This is a genomic window from Bradymonas sediminis (assembly GCF_003258315.1).
Lineage (GTDB): Bacteria > Myxococcota_A > Bradymonadia > Bradymonadales > Bradymonadaceae > Bradymonas > Bradymonas sediminis.
The window spans coordinates 1,770,975-1,797,854 of the sequence record NZ_CP030032.1 but is presented as its reverse complement, the minus strand read 5'-3'; the positions used below and the strand labels follow the sequence as shown (position 1 = coordinate 1,797,854).

Here is a 26,880-nt window from a genome sequence, read left to right as displayed (position 1 = left end):
GGTTCTGCCCTAGAAACTACAAGAACGCGACCCTTAATATCGGATCGGCCCTATACAAAAAATAAAGCCGGCCCCGACAAATAGCCAGGACCGGCTTCAAATTAGGCGTCAAACACGCCTTATACGACTACCCAAGCGAAGAGATTACTGAGCTTCTTCGAACTCGGCGTCGATGATGTCATCATCATCATCGTCGTCGTCATCGTCGTCGCTCTGTGCCGACTCGCCAGCTCCACCCGGAGCCGCGCCACCTTCGGCGCCAGCGGCCTGATACATCTGCTCGGCCGCCTTGTGCATGACCTGCTCGAGTTCCTCCATAGCGGTGGGGAGCACGTCGTAGTCAAGCTCCTCGAGGGCCTTCTCAAGCGCCTCGAGCTTCGTGGTGATCTCGGCTTTCTGCTCAGCTTCGAGGTTATCGCCTTGCTCATTGAGGAATTTTCGCGCCGCGTGCGTCGCGACTTCCGCGCTATTTTTGACCTCAGCGTTGGCCTTCTTCTTCTCGTCCTCAGCGCGGTTCTCTTCGGCCTGGCGAACCAACTCTTCGACCTCAGCGTCCGAGAGTCCGGAGGAAGACTCGATGCGAATCTTCTTCTCTTTGCCCGTGGCTTTGTCTTTGGCCGACACGTGCACGATACCGTTGGCATCGATGTCGAAGGTGACCTCAATCTGCGGGATGCCGCGCGGTGCCGGCGGGATGTCCTCGAGGTTGAATTTACCCAGCGTTTTGTTGTCCGCTGCCATCGGGCGCTCGCCCTGAAGCACGTGGACCGTCACCGAGCTCTGGTTGTCGGCCGCGGTGCTGAACGTCTCGCTCTGCTTGGTCGGGATCGTGGTATTACGGTTAATCAACGTGGTCATCACGCCGCCAAGGGTCTCGATTCCGAGCGACAAGGGGGTGACGTCGAGCAGCAGCATATCGCTGACTTCGCCGCTGAGAACACCGGCCTGAACGGCAGCGCCGAGGGCGACAACTTCGTCCGGGTTCACACCTTTGTGCGGCTCCTTGCCGAAGAATTCTGTGACCGTCTTTTGAACAAGCGGCACACGCGTGGAACCACCGACGAGGATGACCTCATCGATATCCGAGATCGATTTACCGGCGTCCTTAAGCGAGGCTTTACAGGGCGCGAGGGTACGCTCGACGATATCGCCGATCATCTGCTCGAACTTCGCCCGGCTCAGCTTCACGTTGAGATGCTTGGGCCCGGAGGCGTCGGCGGTCAGGAACGGAAGGTTGATATCGGTCTCAAGCGTGCTCGAAAGCTCGATTTTGGCCTTCTCAGCCGCTTCTTTGAGGCGCTGAAGGACCATCTTGTCTTTGGAGACATCGATGCCGGTGTCCTTCTTGAACTCCGCGATGAGCCAGTCGATGACGACGTCGTCGAAGTCATCGCCACCAAGATGGGTATCACCGTTGGTGCTGACAACCTCAATCACGTTCTCATCTACGTCGAGGATCGAGACGTCGAAGGTACCACCGCCGAGGTCATAGACCACGACGAGTTGCTCTTCGGTTTTATCCAGACCGTAGGCCATCGCCGCCGCGGTGGGCTCGTTGACGATACGTTTGACGTCGAGGCCAGCGATACGACCGGCGTCTTTGGTCGCCTGGCGCTGGGCGTCGTCGAAATACGCTGGGACGGTAATAACCGCCTGGGTGACTTCTTCGCCCAGATAATCTTCGGCCGCGTTCTTCAGCTTGATGAGGATCTTCGAGGAGATCTCGGACGGGCTATATTTACGCCCGTGCACGTCGATGGCGACGTCGCCGTTGTCTGCCTTCACCAATTCGTAGGGCACGCGGCCGACTTCGTCTTTCAGGTCGGAGAAGCGGCGCCCCATAAAACGCTTGACCGAGAAGATGGTATTCTCGGGGTTGGTGATCGCCTGGTTACGCGCGATGCGCCCGACAAGGACATCCTTATTGGAGTCAAAACCAACGACAGACGGCGTGGTGCGCGCGCCTTCCTGGTTCGTGATGACTTCCGGGTCCTTGCCTTCCATGATGGCGACGACAGAGTTGGTGGTTCCGAGGTCAATTCCGATAATTCTGCTCATAGAGATACTCCTTAAATATTAAGCAAATGCTTTGATTAATGACTGGCGGAGTGCTGGCCAAATACGGTGTACGCACCGCGTCTGGTGGAGTCGGCCGGATTCAAGGCCCTGGGCCTTCCGGACGGCGTTTGACTCCGCCGCGATTTCGTTCGAGCCAAGCTTAGACACCGATTAGGTGCAGGCAAGCAATTAATTTAGACGATGAATTTGCGGTGAGACCTGGTGCGCGTCGCCCCGATCAGTCGGCGTTGGTCGAGGTCGCGGCGTCGCCGGAAGACGCGGAACTCGCGGGCGCGGCGTCGGCCTTCGCCGGCGCTCCGCGACCGCCCGAATTCGACGCGTAATCGGTGACATACCAGCCGCTACCCTTCAGGACAAAGTTGCCCCCTGTGATCAGTTTCTGAACCGCGTCCGCCTGACAACTCGGGCACTCTTCGGGGTCGGGTTCGCTAAAACTGCGCAAATCCTCGAAGTGATGTCCGCACTCTGTACATTCATATTTGTAGATGGGCATATTCAACGACCTTGTGACTTCGACAAACCGAATGGTTCTGACAAATAAATAGCGGGTGAACCGTCGCGGCGTCGAATCATTCGACGCCGCGACACCACCCGTTCCTTGGAATCCGGAGGCCCCAAAAACCGGCTGAGACCATGGACGCGGGTAAATTGCGCACCAAGGCCGAGCAGTCAAGTGATTCGGGCCAAAATTTTTGAATTAATTTTGGCTGCCCCGCGAGGCAGCCAGAGATGGGCTTATTTAATCGCGCCTTGAAGCACGTTAAAGACCGCTTTGGGCTGGAGGGCCGAGGAAAAGAGCCCGTCAAAACAATGCGAAAGAGGCACTTCAAAATCATTGGCGGTGCCGGTCAATCCGCGGCATTGCCCGGCGACATCGCCACTGCTGACGTCGGCGCCGTCGATATTCATCAACGACTTCCAGGCGACCATTTCGGGCTGCAACCCGGCATTCCACTGGGCGAAGCGCTCCAAATATTGGCCTTGCTGAGTATAGCCGGAGCGCGAGGTCACGGGGCTGCCGACGCTATACCAGACCAGCGGCTTGTCGACGCCGTAGAGCGGCTTAACTCGGCGCAAGAATTGGTAGGCGCCCGGGTTGGCGTCATCCAGCGAAGTATAACTCTGTAGCGACAAGATATCACCAGCTTCGAGCAGCGGAAGGATGACCGCCTGGAACCCGGCGTCGATCTCTTCGGCCGTCACCGGCGCGCCCGCCTCACGCGACTCATAGTCGGCATGATAGCGCGGCGCGACCTGCTCCACGAAGCGGTCCCAATTGATGCCGGCGCCCACCTTGGTCTCCGGCGAGGCTGCGTGAACCGCCGCGACCGCGTCCTGATAGAAGACCATGAAGTTGGAGAACTCGGTCTCGGAGAAAGCAGCTTCGCCATCCGCGACGAAACGCTCCATCGCGTTTCCGATGATGAAATAACGCGGTTTGCTCTCGGCGGCGACCGCCGAAATCTGGGCGATCAGGCTCTCACGCATATCGTCTCGATACAGGCCAAAGGAGCCCGGTGCGCGGGTCGATTTCCCGTCCCACGGCACATACCAGGAGCTGCGCGAGTTCCACAGATCCAACACGATGCTATAGCTGTCGAAATCCGCCCCGCTCTCAAGCTTCGCCTCACGGACTTCGCTGAGCAAATCGCCGGCGCGCGCCTCAAAGCGTGCGGCATCCGGGTTCGTGCGGAAGTCCTGGGGTCCACGCGAGGGGGTCCCTGTGGCGGCGGAATAATAGAGGAATTCGCCGTAGGTCGAGGCGTATGCGTCAAACGCGGAGACGTGCAAAAACGCGTGGTTAATCACGCTGCCCGCGCGCTCGAGCACACCATTTTGCGACTCTCCGGGCGTCAGGCGCACCGTCGAGCCGTGGTGAAACCCGACGCCAAACGCCTCGCTCTCGTACTCAAGCGCAGACGCCTCGCCCAACGCGGGGAAGCGGTCTGGCGCGGTGGCGTCGGCGTCATCGCCACAACCCAATCCAGTGAAGATCAAAAAGGAGGCGAGCCCGACCCAATAATAACTGCGCTGATTCATATGATTTATTCTTTTTCAAAAATTACACAACGTTTCGCTTAACCCAGACAAATGACAAAACGAGCGGGAAGTCCCGCTCGTCATGTATTTGCTTTAGACTCAATAGATAATCAAGTCGTCGCCGCTGTCCGAGGACTCGATATCGCTGAAATCGCGTTTGCTTTTCTTCTTGGCTTTTTTCTTGGTCTTCTTCTTTTTCTTCTTCGCTTTAGCCTCGGCCGCTTGCTTGGCCGCCAATTCTTTTTGAGCCGCTTCTTCTTCGGCGCGCGCAATCTGGGAGTCGACCGGGCGCCCCTCATTGAGGTTGATCTTGGAGTCGCCGATGATGGAGTCGACGATATCGGCGTCGACCTCGCGCTGGCTGATCTCGGTCAATGACTCGACGCGGGCGGACAGCCCCTTCTCGGTGTCTTTATCGTCGCCACGCGCCACGCGCAGCGCATCGAGGCGCTTCGCCGTCGAGCGCTCAGCAAATGCCATCGTGAAGGTGCCAAAGAAGCGTTTCTGGTTCTTGACGGTCAGAATCGTATTGCCTTTGGTCCAGATCGCCTCCATCAAGACATCCTCGTCCTCCTCCTCGATAAAGTCAGTGGAGACGGGTTTGCCGTATTTTTGGGCCACCTGCACGACGAACGGCTCGAACCCGACGTTGCGAAGGTAGCGCTGATTATACGCGACCACCATCTTATAGAGGCCACCGTCGACGAAGAAATAGTAGCGATTCGCGACCGTGTCGCGGATCTGCATCATCGACTCACCGTTCTGGCGGCTGAACTCGTCGGAGATGACGCTGACCTGGTAGCCCGCGTTTGCGTCGAGCTTCTCGTAGCTGGCCGAGAACTCATCGACCTTATTGAGGATACGGGTATGCTCGCGCTGCAAGAGCACCCGGTTGCCCTTGAATTTATTATCTGTGCGCATCGCCTCGAGCAGCTGCTCTTTGACCTTTTTGACCACATCTTTGCGGCTATCGCCCCACTTCACCGTCCCCAGGGGCGCGTTCAGGTTGCCCTCGTCTTTGGCCATCGCCGGCAACGCGAACCCGAGCACGAGAAAGAAGGTCAACGCGAATTGAATATATTTTGAACGATTCATAGTGTTATTCCTCAAAATTGTGGTCCATGTGGACGCGCATCGCCCGACTAAAACCGTATCAGATAGCCCCTTGAGTCACAATCCAAGCGAGGCCGGCGCGCCGTCATCACGGGGGCAACATCAGCCAAGTTCATTGGTTTGGACGCACCCTTACTCCCTGCACCGACGACATCACCTCACCTTCGACCTTGGGCAGCATGATCGCGCTTACGGTTTCGCCTCCCTTGATCGCCCCGCCCAGGGAAACTGCAGCGTCTCCGACCGAGAAACAGTTATCGACACAGTCAGGCTGGTTGATCTGGTAATGCGCGTTACGAATGGCCCAACAAGCCCTGTCACCACAACTAATAATCTCAAAATCCCCGGCGATATATGCCAAAAACACGCCGCTCTCGGGGAACCGCACTCCGTAGTCAGCGCGCCCACCGTCCTGATTGAAGTTCACGCCGATCCGTGAGTCGGACGGCGCAGGATCATTCAAACCGGCCTCTTCAACCCACGCGCCCGACAACTCCTGTCGCAATTGATTGCGCACGCCGGTCTCCGGCAGCGGCCTAAAGTCCAAAACGCCAACATTAGGAATCTCATCGGTCTTCAAAGCGGTGAGTTCACCGCCCCGAAACGTAGGGTCGAGCGAGATGACGGGGGCCAGCGTACCATTTTCGTCCTCAACAAGGATTTGGAGCCGATTATTTGAGGTCAGCGCACAGGTTCCCTGCGTCTGTTGCTCGAACTGTAAATCGACAATGCACGGATTTTGCTCGTCCTGGCTGAATTCCAAAAAGACGGCGAGACCGACCTCGGGCGCATCACCAGATTGTTCAGCATTGTCCGTCGAGGCATTCATCAGCGTCGCGAAGGTTTTCCCGAGCAAGGCATCCTCTAAACAAGCTCTTGAGGGCGCAGCCGGATCGCACTCTACACCGCCGCTGTCGGTGTCATCGCCGACATCGCCCACCGCATCCTCCTGTGCAATATCCTCTTGCGTCGCGTCGTCTTGCGTCGCATCAGAGACATCTTCCAGCACATCCTCGCCCTGCCCGGCGTCCACGCCGACATCATTGACGCGCCGCTCCGTGGGGCTGTCGTCGGATAGAATGCATCCACTCATCAGCGAAACTACACAGAGAAGCAGGAGGCTATTTTTGCGAAGATCAAAATTCACTAACATCTTTTGTAGCTCATCGAAAAAGGTAGCGGCGCGTGCTCCCATCGCCGCTCTGGGTCGGTTTAGTACGTCTAAGCAAAGCATAGCGCCTAACGACGGCTCAAATCAATAAACGCTAAAAATAATCATATATTCACGCCCCTGCGATAATAAAAAAAGCCACCGCCCTGAGGCGGTGGCTTTTTTTCTCACCGGATTGCGTGCTCAGCGAGGATTACGCGTCAGCGTCTTCCTGCTCGGCGGCGGCCGCTTTCAGGCTCAGCTTAATACGCCCACGCTTCATGTCGACCGAGAGGCATTTCACGCAAACCTCATCGCCCTGGCTCAGAACATCGCCGACGTTTTCGACGCGGCCTTCGGCCAGCTCCGAAATGTGGCAGAGTCCCTCTGTGCCCGGAAGAATCTCGATGAACGCACCGAAATCGGTGATATTTTTGACCGTTCCGAGATAGATTTTGCCCTCTTCCGGGGTGGCGGTGAGGCCTTCGATGATCTCGATGACCTGCTGGGCCGACTCGGCGTTATTCGCGGCGATTTTCACCGTGCCGTCGTCTTCGATATTGACGCGGGCGCCGGTGGCTTCCTGGATGCCACGGATGGTCTTGCCGCCCGAGCCGATGACCGCGCCGATCGAGGAGGGGTCAATCTTGATGAAGGTGATGCGCGGCGCGGTGTCGGCCAGCTCTTTGCGCGGCTCCGCGATCGCCTCGTTCATGACGCCGAGGATATGATCGCGGCCTTCTTTGGCCTGCAGCAGCGCTTTTTCCATCGTCTTGAAGGTGATCCCTTCAATCTTGGTGTCGAGCTGGAAGGCGGTGATGCCGTCAACGGTACCGGTGACCTTGAAGTCCATGTCGCCCATATGATCTTCGTCGCCGAGGATATCGCTCAAGACCACGATGTCCTTGCCTTCTTTAATCATACCCATCGCGATGCCCGCGGTGGCCTTTTTGAAGGGCACGCCGGCGTCCATCATGGCGAGGCTGCCGCCGCAGACCGCGGCCATCGAGCTGGAGCCGTTGGAGGCGAGGGTGTCGCTGACGATGCGCACGGTATAGGGGAATTCTTCCTCAAGGTCGGGCAGCGACGCGGTCAGCGCGCGCTCGGCCAACTCACCGTGTCCGAGCTCACGACGCGAGACGCTGCGGAAGGGCTTGGTCTCGCCGACGCTGAATCCCGGGAAGTTATAGTGCAGGTAGAAGCGCTTCTTGAAGTCGTCTTCCAGGCCGTCCACTACTTTACTGTCATACTCGGTGCCGAGCGTGCAGCTTACCAGTGCCTGGGTCTCGCCGCGGGTGAACAGCGCCGAGCCGTGTGCCATCGGCAGCAGGCCAACTTCGACGCGGATGTCGCGAACCGTCTCCGGGTCACGTCCGTCGATGCGGGTCTTGGTCTTGATGACGCGCTTGCGCATCAGCGACTTTTTAAGCGAGTCGAAGGCGTCTTTGATATCGCCCTCTTGCTCCGGATACGCCTCCACCAAGGCTTCGACCGTGGCGGCTTTGAGCTCGTCCATACGCGCATAGCGCGGGAGCTTCTCGGCGATCTGCAGCGCCTTATCGAGCTCTTTCTTCGACTCTTTCTCGACAGCCTTCAGGATAGCGGCGTCGACGGTGACCGGCTCGACGTTGAGCTTCGGTTTGCCGACCGCCTTGGCGAGCTGCTTTTGCAGCTCAAGGACGCCCTGGACCGACTCCTGGCCGAACTCCATCGCCTTGACCATGACGGCCTCGGGGACTTCGTTGGCGGAACCCTCGACCATGACGATCGCCTTGTCGGTGACAGCAAGCACGATGTCCATGTCGGACTCTTCGCGCTGCGCGAAGGTCGGGTTGGCGATGAACTCACCGTCGACCATGCCCACGCGAACGCCAGCGACCGGACCGTTAAAGGGCATCTCGCTGATCATCAGCGCAGCCGAGCAGCCGGTGATGGCCAGGACGTCGGTGTCGTTGATCTGGTCGGCGGAGATGACCCACGCGACCAGTTGGGTGTCGCGGCGATATCCTTCCGGGAAGAGCGGGCGGTGCGGACGGTCGATAAGACGGCTGGTCAGCGTCGCTTTGGTGCTGGGCTTTCCTTCGCGTTTGAAGAAGCCGCCGGGGATTTTGCCGGCTGCCCAGAAGTTCTCGACGTAGTCGCACAGCAGCGGGAAGAACGGCAGATGCGGCTTCTCGCCGCCGTCACACGCGGTGCACAGCACCTGGGAGTCGCCGTAGCTGATGACCACCGAACCGCCGGCCTGCGGGGCCATACGTCCGTGCTCAATGATGAGTTCTTTGTCGCCGAGTTGTGCGCCTTCTCTTATAATACCCATATTCGTTCAATCCATTTTTTCAGTAAATTAATGAAATCATCTTTTCATCTGGAAGCACGAGCATCGATGTCAAAGACGGCTCATCGGGGCATACTTTTGGGTCGACTCCCTCGTTGGGAGTCCGTATTCGCCGTGAAGCGTAGCATGTAATACGAAGCACCAGGTTCCCCTGATGCGCCCTATTACAGGCTACCCCTTCACAGTCATGCCACCGATTCGCTGACCTGAGGTTGATGCGCGGTGCTCGGTTCTCTCGCGAGGTTGCCGGGGAAGATTCCCGCGACGCGCCTGCGCGCTTACAAACAAGCCGCCAGCCCTTTTGCGGGGCTAGCGGCTTTTTTACACTTACTTCTTATTTACGCAGACCAAGGGCCTTAATCAGCGCACGATAGCGCTCGACGTCTTTCTTGCGCAGGTAGCGCAGGAGGCGGCGGCGGCGGCCGACCAGAATCAACAGGCCGCGGCGCGAGTGATGGTCATGCTTGTGCTCAGCGAAGTGCTCTTGCAGACCGTTGATACGCTCCGTAAGAAGTGCGACCTGGACTTCCGGGCTACCGGTGTCTCCGTCTGCACGTTTGAATTCGCCGATAAGCTCTGCTTTTCTATCCGGATGTAAAGCCATGGGGTTTGCTCCTGTGTTTTGTCCCTTTAGCGCCGTCGCGGCGTAAGAGTCCGGTTCATGATTGTTAAGGGCTCTGGCAACCCACCCATGGAGAGTAGGCCAAGCCCGATTCGGCGCGGACCCTAAGTCTGGCGGGGGCGAAAGTCAAGCACTCATGCAACCGCCCTCCCTTCGTTTCGCAGCGCAACACTCTCGCCCATTCCCACTTTTCATTCACCACCTAGACCCACCAATTTGCTGGCTATTTCGGGCCTTCTTATGCAATAAGGCCGGGATTGCTGATTCCATTGCATACTTTTCGCCAGCCCCGCCGGCGAGGATCACGAAAGCAGCCAGTTTTGTTGGCGACCGCCACGCTCCGGACCCGTTGAAATGTCAGACCGCGAAGTTAAGAAAAGCCGCCAAGAGAAGTCTCGCACCCAGACCCAGAGCATCGTGCTGCTGGGGTCGGTCTTTGTGATCGCCAACTGCGGCCTGGTCTACGAATTATTGGCCGGCACGATCTCATCGTACCTTGTGGGCGCGGCGATCCTGCAATTCTCGCTGGTCGTCGGCGTATTTATGGCGGCGATGGGCATCGGGGCGTTTTTGTCGCAATGGGTCAAAGAGGATCTGCTCGACGTCTTCGTGCGCGTGGAGGTCGCCGTCGGGTTCCTCGGGGGGTTCTCGGCCTTCGCCCTCTTCTTCGCCTTCGTGCACCTCGCCTATTATACCGCCGTTTTATACGCGGTCTGCGGGCTCATCGGCATCTTTATTGGCATGGAGATCCCGCTGGTTATCCGGCTCCTCAAAGATGAATTGGCGCTCGAGTTTAATGTCTCTGCCGTGCTGGGGTTGGATTATCTGGGCGCGCTGATCGCCTCACTCGTCTTTCCCTTGGTGCTGCTGCCGTATCTCGGGCAATTGGCGACCGCGTTTTTCACCGGCCTGCTCAACGTCGTGGTCGCGATCGTGTGCTGCATCATCCTGCGCGACCACCTGAAAAAACCGCGCACCACCATCGCCACCGCGGTGCTCGCCGCGCTCCTGCTCGCCGGTGGTCTGGCGGGCAGCCATCGATTCGTGCACTGGTTTGAGTCGAGCCTCTACCAAAACCAGATCATCTACGCGACCGACACCAAATACCAACGCATGGTCCTGACCCGCTGGCGCGACGACCTGCGCCTGTATCTAAACGGCAACCTGCAATTCTCGAGCATCGACGAGTATCGCTACCACGACTCGCTGGTGCACAGCGTCATGGGCATGCCCGGCAAGCGCGAGCGCGTCCTGGTGCTCGGCGGCGGCGACGGCATGGCCGTGCGGGAGGTCCTCAAATACGCCGACGTTAAACAGGTCGACCTGGTGGATCTTGACCCCGAGATGACACGTCTCTTTAGTGAGCAGCCGATGCTGCGCGCGCTCAACGAGGACGCGCTGCACGCCGACCGGGTCTCCATCTATAATATGGACGCCCAGATCTTTTTGGAGGAGCACGCCGCCGACGCGCCCTACGACCGCATCATCATCGACTTCCCAGACCCCAACGACACGAGCCTGAGCAAATTATATTCGCGCAGTTTCTACCGGCTGCTGTCGCGCCACCTGTCGGGCTCCGGCTACGCCATCACTCAGGCGACCGCGCCCTATCTGGCGCGCCGAAGCTTCTGGTGCATCTACCACACGATCCGAAGCGTCGAGCACCCCGCCCACCTGGGCGAAACCCTCGACGCGCGCGCCATGCATACCTACGTCCCGTCATTTGGCGAATGGGGCTTTGTACTCTTCTCCCCGCGCACCATCGACCTGAGCCAGTGGCGGCTCACCGAGAAGACGCGCTACCTCACCCAGGAGAATTTCGAGAGTCACTTCCTTTTCTCGGAAGATACCAAAGAGATCCCGACCGAGATTAACCGCCTCGATGACCAGGTGCTCGTGCGCTATTACCAGGAAGATTGGAAGTCCTATTTCCGCTGATGGGCGCAGGCTGTCGACAGGCCGTAATTGACCATCTAGCTGCAGCCAGCGTATTGTCGCGCGGAAGTGCCTCTTTCAATTCATAGTTAAGGCCAACGACGGCTTAATATCCCCATTTTCATCACCGAAATTTGTCCCCCGAAGCGAGCCGAGCATGTCCGCATTTATCCTGATCACCCTGGCCTTCGTCGTCGGCGGCGGCATCGCTTACGTCGCCACGCGCGGGTCACGCAAAGAACCCAGGGCGTCGCGCGCGCTGACGAGCGACTTCCGCGGCCCCGCCCAACAACTCACCAGCGATGGCGAGCGCGCACTCACTGACCTGCGCCTCAACGACATTATTGTCTATTACGACAACGATTATTCGGTTGAAGGCCGCACCACTTATCGTCAGGGCGGCTGGGAGTGGTATTCCTTTATGCTCGAGGACGGGGATAAGAAGATCTGGCTTAGCGTGGAGGAAGACGAAGGCCTTGAGCTCTCGCTATGGAAGGAGGTTAAAGGCCTCCCGCTCCCGTCGCCGCCCCCGGCGCTGATTGAATACCAGGGCGAGTCCTATGAACTCCAAGAGCGCGGAAAGGCGACCGCCCAGAGCATCGGGCGCACCGGGCGCGCGGTGGACTGCCCGGTCGAGTATTTTGAGTATGAGAGTGACAGCGGCAAATACTTGTCAGTGGAGGATTGGGACGGCGATCTCGAAGTCTCGACAGGCATCGCTCTCGATGAATCCGAACTAACCGTCTTTCCCGGTGATAATATCCTCACCTGATCGACACGTGAAATCCCAAGTGGAGCCTAAATCATGAGCGAAAAAGCCCCCCAGAAGACCGCTGATTCTGTTGATTCAACCATCGAGGAGGACTTCGGCATCGACGAAGACTCGGACCTTGAAGAGGATTCGGATCTTGAAGAGGATTCGGACGCAGACGAAGAAGAATCTTTGAGCATCGAAGATCTCGAGGCAGCCGTCGCCCGCGGCGAGGACCTTCGGGAGTTCAACTTCGCGGGGGCTGAGTTGCACGGCGCAGACCTCAGTGGCGCGCTCCTAAAAGAGGCGAATTTCGCCGGCGCAGACCTCGACAACGTCGACCTTAGCAACGCCGTGCTCACCGAGGCGAGCTTCGCCGGGGCGACGCTCAACAATATCACGCTAAATGGCGCTGATTTAACCGAAGCGAACTTCTCGGGCGCACACCTAAACGACCTCGACGCGGTGGACGCCACGCTCCTGGAGGCTGATTTCAGCGGCGCGGCGGTCTACGACGTCGACCTGAGCCGGGCGAACCTTCGCGAGACGATCTTCGCGGGCGCTTCGGTCGGCGAGACCACGCTGAACGGCGCGGACATGCACGGCGCGGACCTCAGCGGCGCGACCTTCTCGGACGTCGACATGCGCGAGTGCGATCTGAGCGAGGCCGACGCCTCGGCCGCTGCCTTCCACAACGTCGACCTGAGCAAGGCGAATCTGAGCGAGGCCGACTTCAGCGCCGCCAGCATCCAGGACGCCACCCTCGACGAGGTGAAAGGCGACGGATGGTGGCTGGTCGCCGCGTCCCTTCGCCAGGTCAGCATGAAGAACGCATCGCTCAAAACCGCGGTCTTTGAGGCGCTGGGCGTCGAGGATCTCGACATTCAGGGCAATGAATTGCCCGACGGCTTCGCCGAGTGGCTCAGCGAAGCCAGCGCCGCGGCCGATGCCGACGCGAAGCCATCCGATGAGGATACCAAGGGAGACGGTTGATGAAAGGTCGAAACCAGCAACTCCTCATCTTTAGCGTCGCGATGACCCTAATCTTCGGCGTGCTGATGACCTGGTCCCATTTTAGCGGGGCGCCGATCGTGTCGGTCGAGGTCCCTGAACGGGTCTTCGGCCAAGAGCAGGTCAAAACCCCGCCGATTCGATTCACTCAGGACAAAGACGGCCCCCTGACGATGAAGATCACCGGGAGCACCCTCAATAACTCGTGGGTATGGGTCAAGACGGTCATCCTCGACACCGAAGATATCGCAATCCAAGAGCACGACTTCGATCTCTCCTATTATCACGGCCCCGACTGGTCGGAGGGGAATCGCAGCGACGACTGGATCTTTCGGCTGCCTGCGGGCGAATATAAAGTCCTGGTCTACGGGGAAAATGAGCAGACCCAACTCAACGGCCCGCGCGACATCTCGGGAGACAAACTCGAGGTAGAGATCCAATCAGGCGTCGTTTTAACGCGCTATTTCCTGCTCGGCTTCATCCTATTCTTGCTGCTGAGTTTGCGCGCAAAAAAACTCACCACGGACGACCGAGAAAACGAGCGCGCGGCGCAGTTCCGCCAGGACTTTCTCGCTTAAGCCATGGGCGCCAGGCGCCGGCAATTTGGAGTGGATTTATGAGTATCAAATCAGGAAGCGCGGGCTCACTGGCCCTGCTCAGCTTTATCGGAATCAGCCTCATCGCGTTGACCGTGTCGGCCTCGACGGCCGGCTGGGGGGTCGACAAGCCGGTGGTTGATGATGGCGGCGCCGAGAACTCGACTAGCACCCGGCGCACCTATTATGGCGGGTATTATATGATCTTTTACCGCAGCCCCGGGATCCGAAACGTGGGGTCGCGCCGGCCCGGCGGCGGCTTTCATGGCGGGAAATAAGCCGGCAGGCACGCGGGCTTATTTGAACTTCGTAATATTTAGCCCCTCCATCGGCACACACTCGTGAAGCCGGCGGTCATAGCGCTCACCGCTGTCGCACAGGCGCAGGATATTGGGTCGAAAGGGAAGATCAAAATAGGCCGGCGGCTGGTCCGCGGCCGCCTGCACGAAGACCCGGTAGATTCCATCCTGAGTCAAAAAGACCGAATAGCTAAAGCCGGCATCGGGCACGCGCTCGACATACGCCGGCAGGTCGGGCAATTGGGAGACCTCGGGGGTGACGGGTCGCCAGCGCTTCGGCGGGTCGATTGACTCCAGGCGTAATGAAACGGTCTCGCCCTCTAAAACGCGGACCTTGCGCCGTGACTTCTCGGAGGCCCCCTCGCCGACCGCCACCGCATGCTCACCGGCCGGCAGCCGCACCGCTTCACCGCAGGTCACCTCGAAGCGCCCATTCACCTGCGCCGACTCGCCCGCCAACGCCCCGGCCGCCCCAACACATTCCAACTGCACCGTGCCGATCTTCGCGCACTCCGCAAGCCCTGGGGCGCTGGCGCGGGCGTGGGCCGACTCAAAGACCTCGAGTTGACGCAGCGCCGCGTCACAATAGCCCATCTTATCGTAGGCCGAGATGACCAGGCCGAGCGTCTCGGCCCTGGAGTCCAAGGCATAGGCGCGCAGCAAATTCGGGATCGCGCGCTCAAAGTTGCCCTCGCCGAATTCGCGCAAACCATCCCCAAAATACTGGGCATAGCGCGAATCCTGGGAGCTCGCGTGGCGGGCTTTCGGCGTGCTCTGGGCGTGCGCCTGAGTCGCCGACGCCAGGGGCAAAGCGAGCGCGCACAGGGCGATCATCGGAGAAATTAGTTGGCTCTTTCGCATATCGTGCCCACCTTAAAATGAACCGTGCAGACAAAGTTGAAACAAACACAATCATAGCGCGACGATCAAAGCGTGCAACGGCTGCAGGCCTGGTCAAAAATACTCGCCATCGAGCCCCCAAGCGTGATTCAATGATCTTTTTTATGCGCCTGGGCCAACACGGCTGGACGAGTCACCGTCAAATGCGCTAGTCGAAGTGCGCTTGTGGGTTGAGCCGACCTTACGTTATTTGATCGAAAGTCGCAAAACACCCGATTCACCAGCACCCATAAACTACTTTATTCCTTTTTTCAGGAAGCTCGGGCACATGTCTTCGAACGAACTTAGCAAATTAGTTAAGACCGGAAACGCCAAAAAGTTCCATCGCGCGGTCGAGAAGCACGAGGAAGAACACGGGGAGTTGCCGAGCCTCGAGATGGCAAGTTTTTCGGGCCAGAACCTGGCCGGTTTCGACTTTTCGGGCATCGACCTGTCCAATGTCGCCTTCGAGGAATGCACCCTCACCGAATGCCGCTTCGACGGCTGCGTGCTCAACGGCACCTACGTCCACAGCTGCACGCTGCTCAATTGCACCTTCGAGGGCGTGGAGGGCGATGACTTCTCCCTGGACGCCTCGACCCTGAGTCGCTGCGAATTTAAAGAATGCAACTTTGTATTCCCCGAGTGGACCGACTCGCAATTCAACGATTGTACCCTCGAGAAGCTGATCGGGCCGGACTATAATTTCGAGCGCGTCACCTTTAAGGGCGGCCACTGGCACGACGTCGTCCCGACCGGCGGCGAGATGCGCTTCGTGACCCTGCGCGAGATGGAGCTCAAAGATGTGGATCTGAGCGCCTGCCAAGCGTCGAGCTGCTATCTGAGCGCGATGTCAATCACCGACTCCGTGCTGCCCGACGGGTTCGTCGAGAAGACCGGCCGACGCCGCGTGGTCTAAGCAGCGGTTGTCGAGGAGATCGACAATGAAAGGGGCGCCCGGCTCAGCCGGGCGCCCCTTTCTCGATCTCGCTTCGCCACCGCCGCGAAAAAACTCAGCGCTCTGCCCAGGGATGGCGCGCCAGGTAACCGTTGCGATAGCGCCGGTCATGCGAGACCTCCTCGCCAATCCACTCCGGCGTCGCCACCGCCTCGTCGTCGCGGTCCAATTCGACCTCAGCCATGACCAACCCGGCGTTGGCTCCCTCGAAGACATCGACCTCCCAGGTGTGCTCGCCGTGCTTGACGAGGTAGCGCACCTTCTCGACCTGGCGCCCCTGGCAAAAGGTGTCGAGCATCTCGCGGGCATCGGCCATCGGGATTTCATATTCGAATTCCGCCCGCGACAGCCCGACCGTCGGGCCCTTGATGGTCAGCACCGCCCTCTCCCCTTCGATGCGCACGCGCACCGTGGCTCCCGGGGCGCTCTCAAAATAACCCTGGCGCATCGGAATCTCATCGAAGACATCCGCCCGCCACAGCTGCGAGCACACTAAGAATTTACGCTCAATTTCAACCGCCATCCGAATCCTCCAGGGTTGTGATTTCGACCCATGATCGCTATGTAAAATAAAGCGTTGGCCAGGTCCGCAGTTGCGTTTTATATACACGCCCGGCCCCAACGACCAGTTCAATTATTTGACCATATTACCGCCATCATCGACTCCTTCGCGCGAAGCCTTTGCCATGAAAACCACCGGCCGAACAGGCGCCACTCCAGCCGACCTGACCCGCGTCCGCCCCTACGGCGACACCCTCGATGACGGACAGGTGCAGCTCTCGTACACGCTGCCCGTCCCCTACGGCCCCGAAGCCAGCGAGGCGGCCCGCCAGGTCGCGCTGAAGATGGGCCTTGAAGACCCGAAGGTCTACCACAGCCAGGACCTCGGCGAGGGCTACACCTATTTTATCGTGTACGCGCGCTTCACGCAGACCCTTGATTTCACCAAGATTAAGGTCGCGCAGATCGAAACCGAGCGCATGGATTTCTATGAAATCAACGCCTATATCGAGGCCGAAATCGGGCGAAAGATTACGGTCCTAGGCGCCTGCACCGGCACCGACGCGCACTCGGTGGGCATCGACGCGATCATGAATATGAAGGGGTATTCGGGCGAATACGGCCTGGAGCGCTACCCCATGATCAACGCATATAACCTCGGCATGCAGGTGCTCAACGAGGATCTCATCGCCCACGCGATTGAGAAGAAAGCCGACGCCCTGCTGGTCAGCCAGGTCGTCACCCAGAAGGACGTCCACATCAAGAACCTCGCCGAGCTCATCGATATGCTCGAGGCCGAAGGCATCCGCCAGGACCTGCTCGTGGTCGCCGGCGGACCGCGCATCTCGCATGAGTTGGCGCTGGAGTTGGGCTTCGACGCAGGCTTTGGCCCGCGCACCACTGCGCCGGATGTCGCCAGCTATATTGCCCAGGAAATGGTCGCGCGTGGGCTGGCGAAATAGTCCGCCGCGCGGCTGCCGATGTGCTCTCCCCCACCCCCGAAGCAATTGCGGGCGCCAAACGCCCGTGGTATCTTTTGCGCGATGGTCGTCCTCTAATTTTCGTCTGATTTTGGTGCGAATGCGCCCGTAGCGCTCATGTCCGAAGAAACGCTCGACAAATCGGCGCCTCCCAAGGAGGCGGCTTCTGCAAAGAAGAAGCCCTACGACCCCGAAAAGCTCATCGGCAAAACTCTGGCGGGCCGCTACGAGGTCGAGCAATGCATCGGCAAGGGCGGCATGGGAGTGGTCTATCTGGCCAGCCAGACCGCGCTTGGGCGCAAGGTCGTGGTCAAAGTATTGCCGCGCTCCTTTGTCGATGATGACGAGGCTATCATCCGCTTCGAGCGCGAAGCCCAGGGCATGAGCCGCCTGCAGCACCCGCATATTGTCGCGATTTACGACTTCGGCCACGACGAGAACCAGGCATATATTTGCATGGAATATGTCGACGGCGAGACGCTCACCCGGCGCATGCGACGCGAGGGGGCGATGTCGGTCCAGGAATTCGCTCAGATCGCCGCCCAGATCCTGCAAGGCATCGGCGAGGCGCACTCCATCGGGCTGATTCACCGCGATATTAAGCCCTCCAATATCATGCTGACCGAGCGTCACGGGCGGCAAAACTATACGAAAATATTAGACTTCGGCCTGGCCAAGCTCAGCGCTGGCGCAGTGGATGTCACCAAGGAGCAGGCGCTCGTGGGGTCGGCCGCCTATTTGTCGCCCGAGCAGATCATGGGCAATCCGAGCGACCATCGCGTCGATATCTACGCGATGGGCGTCCTCTTCTATTATATGCTCTGCGGCGAGAAACCGTTTGTCTCGGACGACGATATCACGGTGCTCTACCAGCATGTCCACGCCGCGCCGAAGCCCCTCGGCGAGCGCTTGCCCGAGGACCACCGCGTCCCCGATGCGCTGGTCGAGTTGGTCGAGCGGATGTTGGCCAAATCGCCGGATGACCGCCCCGCCGACGCTCCCAGCATCCTGGTCGAGCTTATCGAGATCATGGCCGAGACCTCGATTCAACTCCCGAACCTCGCCGCGCAGATAACCACCGGCGAGTTCGCCAGACAAAGCCCGCTGATGCCGGATAGCGCGCAGGACTCTGGCGTCGTGCTTCAGCGAGACCGCGCCCATACTCCGGCGCGCTCGCCCTCGCCGGACTCAAGCTCCCAGCCGCAGATTTACCGTCACGACAGCGGCCTATACGTCGACTCCACCAGCGATCTTCGCCTCATCACCGAGGAGCAGATCGCGATGATCCAAAAAGATCAGAGCGCCAAGACCCTGCGCGTCGTCGCGGTGGCGATTGCCATTATCGCCGCCGGTCTTGTCGGCGCGTTCCTTTGGTTGGCGCCCTTCAAGGACGACTCCGCGGCGAAAATGGAGAGCGCGAGAGCACAACTCGCCCAGGCGAGCGCGTATATCGACGAGGAAAATTATGGCCGCGCCGAGGCCATCCTCGACCTGCTTGAACCGTCGATTGAAGAGTTGCCCGCGTTGAGCGCAGACTATGCGGCCTCGCGCGATGACCTGGAGACAGGTCGCCTCTTTAGTCAGGCCAAGATTTACGAAGAAAAAGGCGAGTTCGCGCAAGCGCTTGAGAGCTACGAGAAGGTCCGGCAGAAGAACCCCGGGAACGCCGAGGCGCGTGCAGCGATTGAGCGCATCAAAGCCGCTCAGGCCGAGTCGGCGAAGGCCGCCGAAGCCGCGGCTCAACCCACCGAGGCCCCGAAGCTCGAGCAGCCGAAGTCACCGACCCCTTCGGCCAAGACGAAACGAGCAAACCGTGCGCCAAAGAAAACCCAGACGGCGGCCAACGCTTCGGTCGTGGCCAACCCGGCCAAGACGCCCGAGAAGGATGACGCGCCGGTCGACCTCTTGATGCCGGCTGCGAAGAAATCGCCGACGCCTGGCAATACTTCGGCCACGCCCCCCAAAGAAGACGATAATTTCGTCCCCCTGCTGCCGATCGACTAATCGCCGGGGCGCTCAGCGCTCACTCGGCAACGCATTTGCCCGCGGCCGCACAGATGGGCGCGGCGGCGTCGGTGCAGTCGGCGTCCTGGCGGCATTCGCGCGCGACTTCCAACACACATTTTTTGGCGTTCGAGCACACGAAGAATTGCTTATTCTCGGCGTCGTCGAAGGCCACACAATCGTCGCTTGTTCGGCACTCCTCAAAGTCGAAGATAAACGAACACCCGCCGGCCAAGCCGACGGCCACCAGCAGGAGCAGTGAGGCACAAAGCGCGCGGAGAGAGCGCGCATAAGAAGTTCTTAACTGCATCGGATTGCCCATCAATAGTCCAACGTAAAAGTCAGCGCGGCCCCGCTCGCGCCGATGCTCGGCGTGACGCGGGCCTGGGCGGAGGTCGTGGAGTCGGAAGGCGAGCTCAACCAGAAATACGTGCCGAGCCCGGCCAGGATAACACCGCCCACCAGCATCCCATCGGCGACATAGGCGTAGGACTGGCCGGTGGAATTCTCGTCGCGCCGCGCGTCCAGGGTCGTCGCGTCATCGGCGGCCGTGCTCTGCGCGTAGGTTAGATACCCGAAGACACCGCTGCCGATCAGCGAGGCGGCGCCGGTGCCCATCAAAATATAGGCCGTCGTCGGGATCGCCTCCGTCGCCTCGGCGGGTGGAGAGACCCTCAGCGGCGGCGTCCCCGGCTGAACCCGGTCGTTTTCTGCTTCGGCCAGCGCCTCGGCGATACGCGCCGAGGTGGCCTCATCCAGCGCCATCTCGGGCGCCTCGGCCAGGCCGTGATCGCCCTGCTCTCGGTCGACCTCCCCGGCATCGACGACCTCACCACCTTTCTGAAGCGCGATGACCTCCTTGAGCGTCTTTATGCGCTGCAGGGCGTCCTGGCGGGCCTTCAATTCCACGTCCGGCTGGGTCACAAATTGGGTATAAGCTGCGTTGGCGCTCTCGAAGAGGCCAAGCTTCTCGCGCGCGCGCCCAATATTATAGAGAAGATTGGGCACCGGATTGAGCTCATAGGCCCGCTCGAAGGCTTCGGCTGCCTGGGCGTATTGCTTGGCCGCGAACGCCTGGGCGCCCTGATTGGCATATTCCTTATAGGTCAGCCCGCCATCTTCGGCGGGTGAGCCCTTCACCGCCCCAGGCGCCCCATCCTGAGCGTACACCGGGGGCGCGCAAAGGTAGGTCGCGAACGCGATGGATGCGGCGGCCAGCGCACGGGTTTTAGTCGATAGCATAATAATATTACTTCAAATGGAAACGAAAAATCCGCTTAAGACACGGCATACTAACGACCAAAACACCCAACGTCCACTTCTTAAACTGGCGGGGTCCTCTCGGGGATTTCGCGCCGCTTACCTTCCCCAAAGCAGGCCGCGCGACGCGCGAAGAATTTGCGCCGAAGGTGCGCGCCCGGGCTTTTGTTATTTGCCCGCCGCACTGATCTGGGGTACTCAATAAGCAGACGCGACCACGCGAATCCAACCTGCTGTATTAAAAATACCTGCACGTATTCTCATGCAAATATCTCAGGACAAGCCAGAGGAATTAGGGAACGATTCCGCACCGACGAGTCCGTGGGAACGCGGTGACTTCAGCGATCCGCCCTGCGTCATTCATCCGGAGCAGGCCCCGCGCCCCGGGCGCATCGTCACGCCCCAGGGCGATCTTCTCTTCCTCAACCTGCGCGGCAGCTTCGCCAGCATGGCCGGACAGACCGGGTTGCGCCTGCGCGACGAAATTCAACAGGGCCCGCTGCCCTTCTTCGCGCGCTATCTCGACACCCTGCTGAAGCGGCGCACTCGCCTGACACGCTTGAGCGGCGCGGTCGACCTCTTCACGCGCCATTGGGTGACCCGGCGACTGGCCCAAAACCTGCCCGCCGAATACCGCGCCGCCGCGGTGGCGCTGGCGAACGCCTCGGGGATGTCGCTCGACGACCTGCTCAGCGGCTACCTGATGCACGAGAGCTTTTTGTGGGTGCTCGATAAATACCCCGGACTCCGCAGCCCGCGATTTATCGACACCCCGACCGACCCCGAGTCCGCGCCCTATCTGGGCAACACGACCGCGATCGTTCGCCCGCCGGCGAGCGAGTCGATTTTGCACGGGCATAACGTCGACTATTTCGGCATCGATTATTGGGACCGCCGCGCGACCGTCACATTTTATCATCCCGACGAGGGCATGGACTATGTCTCGGTTGGCAGCGCGGGCATCATCGGCGGTGGGCTCACCGCCATGAACGCCGCCGGCCTCACCCTCACCGTGCACCAGCATCATTGCGACGCGCTAGACCTCGACGGGGTGCCGGTGGGTTTTGCCGGCGACATGGCGATGCGCCAGGCGCATACCATCGAGGAGGCGGTCGCCATCCTGCGCAATCATCCGCCGGTGGCCGGTTGGACCTACGTTTTGTGCGAAGGTGACACCGGTCGCGGCGCCATCTACCGCGTGTCGCCCGAGAAAGAAGACCTCGAGATTATCGCAGATTCGCGCAGCACCTTTAGCGCCGCGCACCCCGACATCACCCAGGATATCGGCGAGGCGCCGGCCGACCAGCCGGTCTGGCAGCGCTCGCTGCGCAACCAACCAAGGGTCGACGCCTTCCTCGAAGAGCGCTTTGGCCCGGGCGCTGCCCCCGGCGGCCCGCGGGATATCGCGACGATTCTGGGCGACTTCAAAGACCCGCATAGCGGGCGCGAGCGCCTCTTTGGCAACACCATCGCGGGACCCAACACCGTGGCGAGCGTAGTCTTTGAGCCCAAGCACCGCCGGGTATGGGTCGCCGCCGGCGCCTCACCGAGCAGCCGCAATTGGTATATCCCCTTTAGCCTGACCGCCATCGACGCCCACACCGGCGGCCCCGACCCCAGCGCGCAGCCGTTTATCGTGGACCGAGGCTGGCACCCCAGCGCGCACGGCCAGGCATTCGAGCTCTACCGAAAGGCATGCGTTCGCAATTGGGAGGGCGAGAGCGATGGGCGCCTGCTCATTCTCATCGAGCACGCCCTCGCCCTCTATCCCCACGAGCCAAACCTGCACATCCTGGCCGGGCTCATCGCGCTGCGCATCGGGCGCTCGAAGCGCGCTGAGGGGGCGTTTCGGCGCTCTCTCGAGCAGATTACCAACCGCAACCGACGGGCCGAAGTCGGGCTTTATCTGGCATGGGCGCTCGACCTGCAGGGGCAACGGGCGGCGGCGAAATACCTCTATAAACGCATACTTCGCGACGGCGCGGGGCCGCCCTCCACGCTCAAGCGCGCCCAGCAGGGGCGCTGGCGAAAATTCACCCTCGCCCACGCCAACGCGTTGCCCATCGACTTCACCGCTGCGGACATCCCCTAATCCGAGCCACTCGCCTTAAATCAAGCCAAATCCCCCACTAAAGTTACGCGTGACCTTTACGATCCGCCTTGCTATAAACACGCGTATTGTAATCGATTAAATTTCAAGTATATCCGATCGATAGCGCGTAGATTTCACACGCATTTCATCCATTAATTTAGGAATCCGCTCATGTTAAACCTGACTAATCGCAGCCTTATCGGCAGCAAACAGCGTATATTCTTCGTCTTCGCCGCGCTTCTTCTTGTCTCCGCGGCGGCGTGTGACGGCGGCTGTGGCAGCTCGGGCACCAGCTCCAAGACCGTGCCGAAGACGGCCACCGCCCGCGTCACCAATATGGCGTCCCACCTGCCCGCCTCGACTCAGGTGAGCTTCGTCGTTGGCGATCTCGAAGGCATGCGCAACTCCCTCAAGACCACCCGTGACACCATCGGCAACGCCGTCCCGATGACCGGGCTGGTCGAGCAGCAGGCAAAGGGCGAGCTGGGCATCGACATCTTCGACGCCGAGAGCTGGAAGAAGTCAGGCATCGCCGCCAACAGCGGCATGACCTTCAGCATCGTGGGCACACGCCCGGTCATGGTCACCTATATCGACGACGTGCAGAAATTCGAGAAGCACTTCGGCGACAAGGTCAAAGAGAAGATGGGCATTGAGGGCATGCCCAAGAGCGTCACCGCCCGCGAGACCCAGGTCAAAGTCCTGGGCACCGAGGACGAGAGCATCGCCTGGGCCTATAATGGCAAGCTCGTCGCGGTCGCCTTCCCCGAAGCAGACGATATCCAGGACTACGCCTCGTCCGAGAAAGTAGAGAGCGCAGCCGACCTCGCCGCGCTGGTCGCCACCCAGGACGCAAAGACGTCCCTGGGCGCGGACAACGGCTTCAAGCGCTTCCAAGAGGCGCTGGCAAACGACAACGCTATCTCGATTTATATCAACCCCGAGACCGTCTTCAACGAGAAGAATATCGACTCGCTGACCGCCGGCGGCGACAACACCAAGGCCCCGGTCAACTGGGCCAAAGAGAATGTCGAAGCCTTCGGCGTCGGCTTCAACGTCAAAGACAACGCCGTGGTCGTGCGCGGCTGGGCTGCGCTCCCGGAGACCGCCGTCGCCAAGGCGAAGGCGATCCTGAGCGCCCCGGGCGACTTCCCGATCAAGAATTTCGCGACCGACAACACCCTCATCGCGCTGCGCCAATCGTTCAATATGACCGAGCTGTGGAAGTTCTACACCGAAGAAGTCCTTGACGAGGCCGAGCGCGCCGAGCTCAATGAGCAATTCGGCAAGGTCAGCCCGGACAGCGACTTCCACATGCAAAAAGACCTGATCGGCAACCTGAGCGGAAACTATAGCGTCCTGGTTTACGGCGTGGACCCCAACGCGGTTCAAGCCGCTGGTGGCAACGTCGTCCAGGCCACCATGAACTCTCCCTTCAAGACCCTGGCGGTCCTGGCGCCGGTGCAGTTCAAGGACAAAGCAGGCCTCGAGAAAGTCGTCGCGTATATGCTCAGCCAGGCCGGTGAGCAGGCCACGCGCAAGACGGTCAAAGACGGCGTCGACGTCATCGTCGACGAGAAAATGGGCAACAACGCCCCCGGCCGATTCTTCGTCAAGGATAATATCCTCGTCTTCGCCACCGCCCCCATCAGCGACGACTCGGTCGCCGACTATATTAATGGCAAGCGCGACGACAAAGTGCTGGGCGCTAATGAGGCCCTGAACCTGGGCGGCGCCTTGGTGACCACCGACAATTATAACGGCCTGTACCTGAACTTCGTGCGCGCCCAAGACCATATCCTCCCCGCGCTTGGGCCGATGGCGGCGATGGTTGAGCCCTTCCTCATCAAACTTGAGGAGGCCTCGGTAACCACCGAATTGGGCAAAGATGGCGGGTTCATTCAGCTCGCGATCGACCTGAACCCGAACGCACCGAAGCCCGAAACCGCTGACGCACCGAGCAAATAAAAAACCGTGCATATTCAAATACAAACCCTCTCCAAATCCTTCGGAAAGGGACAAGGCCGAACGCAGGTGCTCAGGGATATCTCCCTGAGCATCGGCGCCGGTGAGTTCCTCGCCATCGTCGGAACCTCCGGTTCCGGCAAGACCACCTTGCTCAACATCATGGGAGGGCTTGACCGCGGCTTCACGGGCGAAGTGCAGGTCGGCGAGCATCGCCTCGCCGACCTGTCGGACAAGCAACTCGCCCGGCTACGAAATCAAGAATTTGGCTTCGTCTTCCAGCAATTTAACCTCCTCGATCACCTAAGCGCCGCCGAGAACGTCATTCTACCGTCGTTTTTTGGCCAAAAGAGCGCCCACTCCGGTGATACCAGCGCGCGCGCCGCCGAACTCCTCGCAAAGGTGGGCCTTGGCGAGAAGATCGACGAGCGCCCGCCCCAACTCTCGGGCGGCCAGAAGCAGCGCGTCGCCATCGCGCGCGCCCTGTTCAACGAGCCGTCGATTCTCTTCTGCGACGAACCCACCGGGAGCCTCGACCGCAACACCGGCCTGCAGATCATGCAGATCTTCCGAGACCTCAATCGCCTCGAGGATCGCACCCTGATCATCGTCACCCACGAGGAACATATCGCCCGCATGGCCTCGCGCATCGTCCGCCTCGACGACGGCGTGCTCGTCTCCGACGCCCCCAATGAGCCCGAGATTCTTAGCCACGTGCCCATCGACGCCAGCGCCCAGGTAGACGGCGCCCAGGGAGAGCCATGAATCCTCAAAAACTGGCGCGCCTCGTCTTGCAATCGATCGCGCGCAACCGGCGCAGCTTCCTGCTCTCCAGCCTGGGCATTGTCGTCGGCATCAGCACCCTGCTCTTCTTCACCGCGCTGGGCACCGGCATCAAAGACGTCGTGCTCGAGCGCATCTTCGTGGTGCGCCAACTCGAGGTAGTCCCCAAGACTTTCGATATCGGCGGGATTCGCACCGGTGGGCTTTTCGGCGGCTCATCGCTCAACAATAAGAGCGTCGAGCGGCTCAAACGCGTCGACGGGGTCGCCGAGGTCTACCCGAAGATGCGCCTCACATTCCCGGCGAGCCTTGAGGGTGGAAAGAGCATCCTCGGCAAGAATATGGTCACCGAGCTCATCGCCGACGGCATCCCGGCGGCGCTGATCGACGATGGCGAGCTCACCGGCGACCTGGCGTTTCGTGATTGGGAGGCCCCGATCGCATGCAGCGCGCAAGCCGATTGCCCCGGCGGGTATCGCTGCGCCGACGCGGTGTGTGAAGCGCTTCCGTGCGGCAAAGGCGACGCGGCGAGCTGCACCGGCAAGTCCTATTGTGACGCGCAGGCCGGCGCCTGCGCTATGCCCATCCCGGTCATCGCCTCGCCGAAGATGCTCGAGCTCTATAATGGCAGCTTTCAGACCGCGATGAGCGGCGCCTCCGGCTCGCTCTCGAAGCTGCCGAAGCTCTCCGAAGACGCGCTGGTCGGCTTGCGCCTGACCGCGGTCTTCGGCCAGGGCTTCGTGGGTCGCTCGGCGCGCGCCAAGCGCTCGGTGCGCCCGATGGAATTTGTCGGCTTCTCGGACAAGGCGATCGGCCTGGGCGCCACCATGCCCATTGAATATGTCGAGCGCCTCAATAACGAATTCGGCTCCGAGAAAACCAGCGGCGACTATCACTCCATCGTGCTCAAAACGGTGAGCAATGAGTCCGTCCCGCGGGTCGCGCGTGACGTCCAGGAGCTGGGCTTTACGCTCTCGAGCAACTTCGAAGACTCCCAGCGCGCCGGCCTATTGATCATGCTCCTGACGCTCGTCTTCAACCTGATCGGCCTGATTATCCTGGCCATCTCGGCGGTCAATATCATGCACACATTTATGATGTCGGTGCTGGAGCGGCGCGCCGAGCTTGGGCTGATGCGCGCGCTGGGCGCGACGCGCGCCGACATCCGAAAGCTCGTCATCGGCGAGGCAACGATTCTTGGGCTTTTTGGCGGGCTGGCGGGCGTGGCGCTGGGCTGGGCAGTGATCGCGGGCATTGATTATCTCTTCGTCACCCGCGTCGGAAACTTCCCGTTTAAACCCGATAGCCTCTTCGTCATCGAAGCCTGGATGCCCTTTGCCGCGGTTGGCGTCGCGATCTTCTTTTGCTGGGTCGGCTGCATTTTCCCGGCCTTTCGGGCCAGCCAAATCGACCCGGCGAGGACCCTATCCGGCCATTGACCCTGCGTCACCGACGCGCTTCTCACTTTGGCCCCGATGGTGTAGTTATCGGGGCCAAATGGCCCGTGATTTGAGCGCCACCAACGTG

At 60.2% G+C, this 26,880-nt stretch carries 23 protein-coding genes; 12 read left to right on the top strand and 11 right to left on the bottom strand.

Going from position 1 to position 26,880, the window contains the following annotated elements:
• Window positions 1-144: 144 nt before the first annotated feature.
• From dnaK to rpsO, 7 genes are all read right to left on the bottom strand, one after another.
• Window positions 145-2,058, bottom strand: coding sequence for a molecular chaperone DnaK (dnaK, locus tag DN745_RS06700; RefSeq protein ID WP_111333224.1), 1,914 nt, complete (start codon window positions 2,056-2,058; stop codon window positions 145-147).
• A gap of 238 nt (window positions 2,059-2,296) precedes the next feature.
• On the bottom strand, window positions 2,297-2,572 hold the full coding sequence (locus DN745_RS06695) for an FmdB family zinc ribbon protein (protein WP_111337567.1): 276 nt from the start codon (window positions 2,570-2,572) through the stop codon (window positions 2,297-2,299).
• A 242-nt stretch (window positions 2,573-2,814) separates the two neighbouring features.
• A complete protein-coding gene (locus DN745_RS06690; protein ID WP_111333222.1) occupies window positions 2,815-4,119 on the bottom strand; it encodes a hypothetical protein in 1,305 nt (434 codons plus the stop codon).
• Between the two features lie 99 nt (window positions 4,120-4,218).
• Window positions 4,219-5,214, bottom strand: coding sequence for a hypothetical protein (locus tag DN745_RS06685; RefSeq protein WP_111333220.1), 996 nt, complete (start codon window positions 5,212-5,214; stop codon window positions 4,219-4,221).
• Between the two features lie 130 nt (window positions 5,215-5,344).
• Window positions 5,345-6,427 carry a hypothetical protein gene (locus DN745_RS06680; protein WP_111333218.1) on the bottom strand — a complete coding sequence of 361 codons (1,083 nt, stop codon included), beginning with the start codon at window positions 6,425-6,427 and terminating at the stop codon, window positions 5,345-5,347.
• A gap of 169 nt (window positions 6,428-6,596) precedes the next feature.
• Window positions 6,597-8,699, bottom strand: a complete 2,103-nt coding sequence (gene pnp, locus DN745_RS06675; protein ID WP_111333216.1) for a polyribonucleotide nucleotidyltransferase — start codon at window positions 8,697-8,699, stop codon at window positions 6,597-6,599.
• A gap of 352 nt (window positions 8,700-9,051) precedes the next feature.
• Window positions 9,052-9,321 (bottom strand): 30S ribosomal protein S15, encoded by a 270-nt coding sequence (gene rpsO, locus DN745_RS06670; protein ID WP_111333214.1) that lies wholly within the window; start codon window positions 9,319-9,321, stop codon window positions 9,052-9,054.
• Between the two features lie 372 nt (window positions 9,322-9,693).
• Between rpsO and DN745_RS06665 the strand changes: the two genes are divergently transcribed.
• The 5 genes from DN745_RS06665 to DN745_RS06645 all read left to right on the top strand — a co-directional run bounded on the left by DN745_RS06665 (window position 9,694) and on the right by DN745_RS06645 (window position 13,910).
• A complete protein-coding gene (locus DN745_RS06665) occupies window positions 9,694-11,277 on the top strand; it encodes a polyamine aminopropyltransferase (protein ID WP_111333212.1) in 1,584 nt (527 codons plus the stop codon).
• A gap of 154 nt (window positions 11,278-11,431) precedes the next feature.
• Window positions 11,432-12,046, top strand: coding sequence for a DUF4178 domain-containing protein (locus DN745_RS06660; protein WP_111333210.1), 615 nt, complete (start codon window positions 11,432-11,434; stop codon window positions 12,044-12,046).
• A gap of 33 nt (window positions 12,047-12,079) precedes the next feature.
• Window positions 12,080-13,018: a pentapeptide repeat-containing protein gene (locus DN745_RS06655; protein WP_111333208.1), complete on the top strand. Its 939-nt coding sequence runs from the start codon at window positions 12,080-12,082 to the stop codon at window positions 13,016-13,018.
• A complete protein-coding gene (locus DN745_RS06650) occupies window positions 13,018-13,614 on the top strand; it encodes a hypothetical protein (protein WP_111333206.1) in 597 nt (198 codons plus the stop codon). The genes DN745_RS06655 and DN745_RS06650 overlap by 1 nt, the downstream gene beginning before the upstream one ends.
• Before the next feature lie 38 nt (window positions 13,615-13,652).
• The gene (locus DN745_RS06645; RefSeq protein ID WP_111333204.1) at window positions 13,653-13,910 is read left to right on the top strand and encodes a hypothetical protein; all 258 of its coding nucleotides are present in this window, start codon (window positions 13,653-13,655) and stop codon (window positions 13,908-13,910) included.
• Between the two features lie 18 nt (window positions 13,911-13,928).
• On the opposite strand, the gene DN745_RS06640 is transcribed toward DN745_RS06645, so the two are convergent.
• The gene (locus DN745_RS06640) at window positions 13,929-14,792 is read right to left on the bottom strand and encodes a hypothetical protein (protein WP_133622086.1); all 864 of its coding nucleotides are present in this window, start codon (window positions 14,790-14,792) and stop codon (window positions 13,929-13,931) included.
• A 307-nt stretch (window positions 14,793-15,099) separates the two neighbouring features.
• Here DN745_RS06640 and DN745_RS06635 point away from each other — a divergent pair, with 307 nt between their 5' ends.
• Window positions 15,100-15,729 carry a pentapeptide repeat-containing protein gene (locus DN745_RS06635; RefSeq protein ID WP_111333200.1) on the top strand — a complete coding sequence of 210 codons (630 nt, stop codon included), beginning with the start codon at window positions 15,100-15,102 and terminating at the stop codon, window positions 15,727-15,729.
• 94 nt (window positions 15,730-15,823) lie between these two features.
• Here DN745_RS06635 and DN745_RS06630 read toward each other — a convergent pair whose 3' ends face one another.
• Window positions 15,824-16,291 carry a CYTH domain-containing protein gene (locus tag DN745_RS06630; RefSeq protein WP_111333198.1) on the bottom strand — a complete coding sequence of 156 codons (468 nt, stop codon included), beginning with the start codon at window positions 16,289-16,291 and terminating at the stop codon, window positions 15,824-15,826.
• Window positions 16,292-16,454: 163 nt separating this feature from the next.
• On the opposite strand from DN745_RS06630, the gene kamE reads away from it, so the two are divergent.
• Both kamE and DN745_RS06620 read left to right on the top strand, forming a co-directional pair.
• Window positions 16,455-17,231: a lysine 5,6-aminomutase subunit beta gene (gene kamE / locus DN745_RS06625; RefSeq protein ID WP_111333196.1), complete on the top strand. Its 777-nt coding sequence runs from the start codon at window positions 16,455-16,457 to the stop codon at window positions 17,229-17,231.
• Between the two features lie 135 nt (window positions 17,232-17,366).
• The gene (locus DN745_RS06620; protein ID WP_111333194.1) at window positions 17,367-19,253 is read left to right on the top strand and encodes a serine/threonine-protein kinase; all 1,887 of its coding nucleotides are present in this window, start codon (window positions 17,367-17,369) and stop codon (window positions 19,251-19,253) included.
• Window positions 19,254-19,272: 19 nt separating this feature from the next.
• On the opposite strand, the gene DN745_RS06615 is transcribed toward DN745_RS06620, so the two are convergent.
• Window positions 19,273-19,563 (bottom strand): hypothetical protein, encoded by a 291-nt coding sequence (locus DN745_RS06615; RefSeq protein WP_133622087.1) that lies wholly within the window; start codon window positions 19,561-19,563, stop codon window positions 19,273-19,275.
• Window positions 19,564-19,574: 11 nt separating this feature from the next.
• The gene (locus DN745_RS06610; protein WP_133622088.1) at window positions 19,575-20,495 is read right to left on the bottom strand and encodes a tetratricopeptide repeat protein; all 921 of its coding nucleotides are present in this window, start codon (window positions 20,493-20,495) and stop codon (window positions 19,575-19,577) included.
• A gap of 280 nt (window positions 20,496-20,775) precedes the next feature.
• Here DN745_RS06610 and DN745_RS06605 point away from each other — a divergent pair, with 280 nt between their 5' ends.
• From DN745_RS06605 to DN745_RS06590, 4 genes are all read left to right on the top strand, one after another.
• Entirely contained in the window at window positions 20,776-22,605 is a 1,830-nt protein-coding gene (locus tag DN745_RS06605) for a C45 family autoproteolytic acyltransferase/hydrolase (protein WP_111333188.1), read from the top strand.
• A 171-nt stretch (window positions 22,606-22,776) separates the two neighbouring features.
• Window positions 22,777-24,573 (top strand): hypothetical protein, encoded by a 1,797-nt coding sequence (locus DN745_RS06600; RefSeq protein ID WP_111333186.1) that lies wholly within the window; start codon window positions 22,777-22,779, stop codon window positions 24,571-24,573.
• Window positions 24,574-24,579: 6 nt separating this feature from the next.
• On the top strand, window positions 24,580-25,335 hold the full coding sequence (locus DN745_RS06595; protein ID WP_111333184.1) for an ABC transporter ATP-binding protein: 756 nt from the start codon (window positions 24,580-24,582) through the stop codon (window positions 25,333-25,335).
• A complete protein-coding gene (locus DN745_RS06590; RefSeq protein WP_111333182.1) occupies window positions 25,332-26,792 on the top strand; it encodes an ABC transporter permease in 1,461 nt (486 codons plus the stop codon). Before DN745_RS06595 ends, DN745_RS06590 begins: the two co-directional genes overlap by 4 nt.
• Window positions 26,793-26,880 lie beyond the last annotated feature (88 nt).

Coding starts and splice junctions, on each gene's coding strand:
- DN745_RS06660 (WP_111333210.1), top strand. CDS start 11,432: ATGTCCGCATTTATCCTGATCACCCTGGCCTTCGTCGTCGGCGGCGGC.
- DN745_RS06640 (WP_133622086.1), bottom strand. CDS start 14,792: ATGCGAAAGAGCCAACTAATTTCTCCGATGATCGCCCTGTGCGCGCTC.
- DN745_RS06650 (WP_111333206.1), top strand. CDS start 13,018: ATGAAAGGTCGAAACCAGCAACTCCTCATCTTTAGCGTCGCGATGACC.
- DN745_RS06600 (WP_111333186.1), top strand. CDS start 22,777: ATGTTAAACCTGACTAATCGCAGCCTTATCGGCAGCAAACAGCGTATA.
- rpsO (WP_111333214.1), bottom strand. CDS start 9,321: ATGGCTTTACATCCGGATAGAAAAGCAGAGCTTATCGGCGAATTCAAA.
- dnaK (WP_111333224.1), bottom strand. CDS start 2,058: ATGAGCAGAATTATCGGAATTGACCTCGGAACCACCAACTCTGTCGTC.
- DN745_RS06685 (WP_111333220.1), bottom strand. CDS start 5,214: ATGAATCGTTCAAAATATATTCAATTCGCGTTGACCTTCTTTCTCGTG.
- DN745_RS06605 (WP_111333188.1), top strand. CDS start 20,776: ATGCAAATATCTCAGGACAAGCCAGAGGAATTAGGGAACGATTCCGCA.
- DN745_RS06590 (WP_111333182.1), top strand. CDS start 25,332: ATGAATCCTCAAAAACTGGCGCGCCTCGTCTTGCAATCGATCGCGCGC.
- DN745_RS06645 (WP_111333204.1), top strand. CDS start 13,653: ATGAGTATCAAATCAGGAAGCGCGGGCTCACTGGCCCTGCTCAGCTTT.
- DN745_RS06615 (WP_133622087.1), bottom strand. CDS start 19,563: ATGCAGTTAAGAACTTCTTATGCGCGCTCTCTCCGCGCGCTTTGTGCC.
- DN745_RS06610 (WP_133622088.1), bottom strand. CDS start 20,495: ATGCTATCGACTAAAACCCGTGCGCTGGCCGCCGCATCCATCGCGTTC.
- DN745_RS06680 (WP_111333218.1), bottom strand. CDS start 6,427: ATGGGAGCACGCGCCGCTACCTTTTTCGATGAGCTACAAAAGATGTTA.
- DN745_RS06695 (WP_111337567.1), bottom strand. CDS start 2,572: ATGCCCATCTACAAATATGAATGTACAGAGTGCGGACATCACTTCGAG.
- DN745_RS06655 (WP_111333208.1), top strand. CDS start 12,080: ATGAGCGAAAAAGCCCCCCAGAAGACCGCTGATTCTGTTGATTCAACC.
- DN745_RS06690 (WP_111333222.1), bottom strand. CDS start 4,119: ATGAATCAGCGCAGTTATTATTGGGTCGGGCTCGCCTCCTTTTTGATC.
- kamE (WP_111333196.1), top strand. CDS start 16,455: ATGAAAACCACCGGCCGAACAGGCGCCACTCCAGCCGACCTGACCCGC.
- DN745_RS06635 (WP_111333200.1), top strand. CDS start 15,100: ATGTCTTCGAACGAACTTAGCAAATTAGTTAAGACCGGAAACGCCAAA.
- DN745_RS06620 (WP_111333194.1), top strand. CDS start 17,367: ATGTCCGAAGAAACGCTCGACAAATCGGCGCCTCCCAAGGAGGCGGCT.
- DN745_RS06630 (WP_111333198.1), bottom strand. CDS start 16,291: ATGGCGGTTGAAATTGAGCGTAAATTCTTAGTGTGCTCGCAGCTGTGG.
- pnp (WP_111333216.1), bottom strand. CDS start 8,699: ATGGGTATTATAAGAGAAGGCGCACAACTCGGCGACAAAGAACTCATC.
- DN745_RS06665 (WP_111333212.1), top strand. CDS start 9,694: ATGTCAGACCGCGAAGTTAAGAAAAGCCGCCAAGAGAAGTCTCGCACC.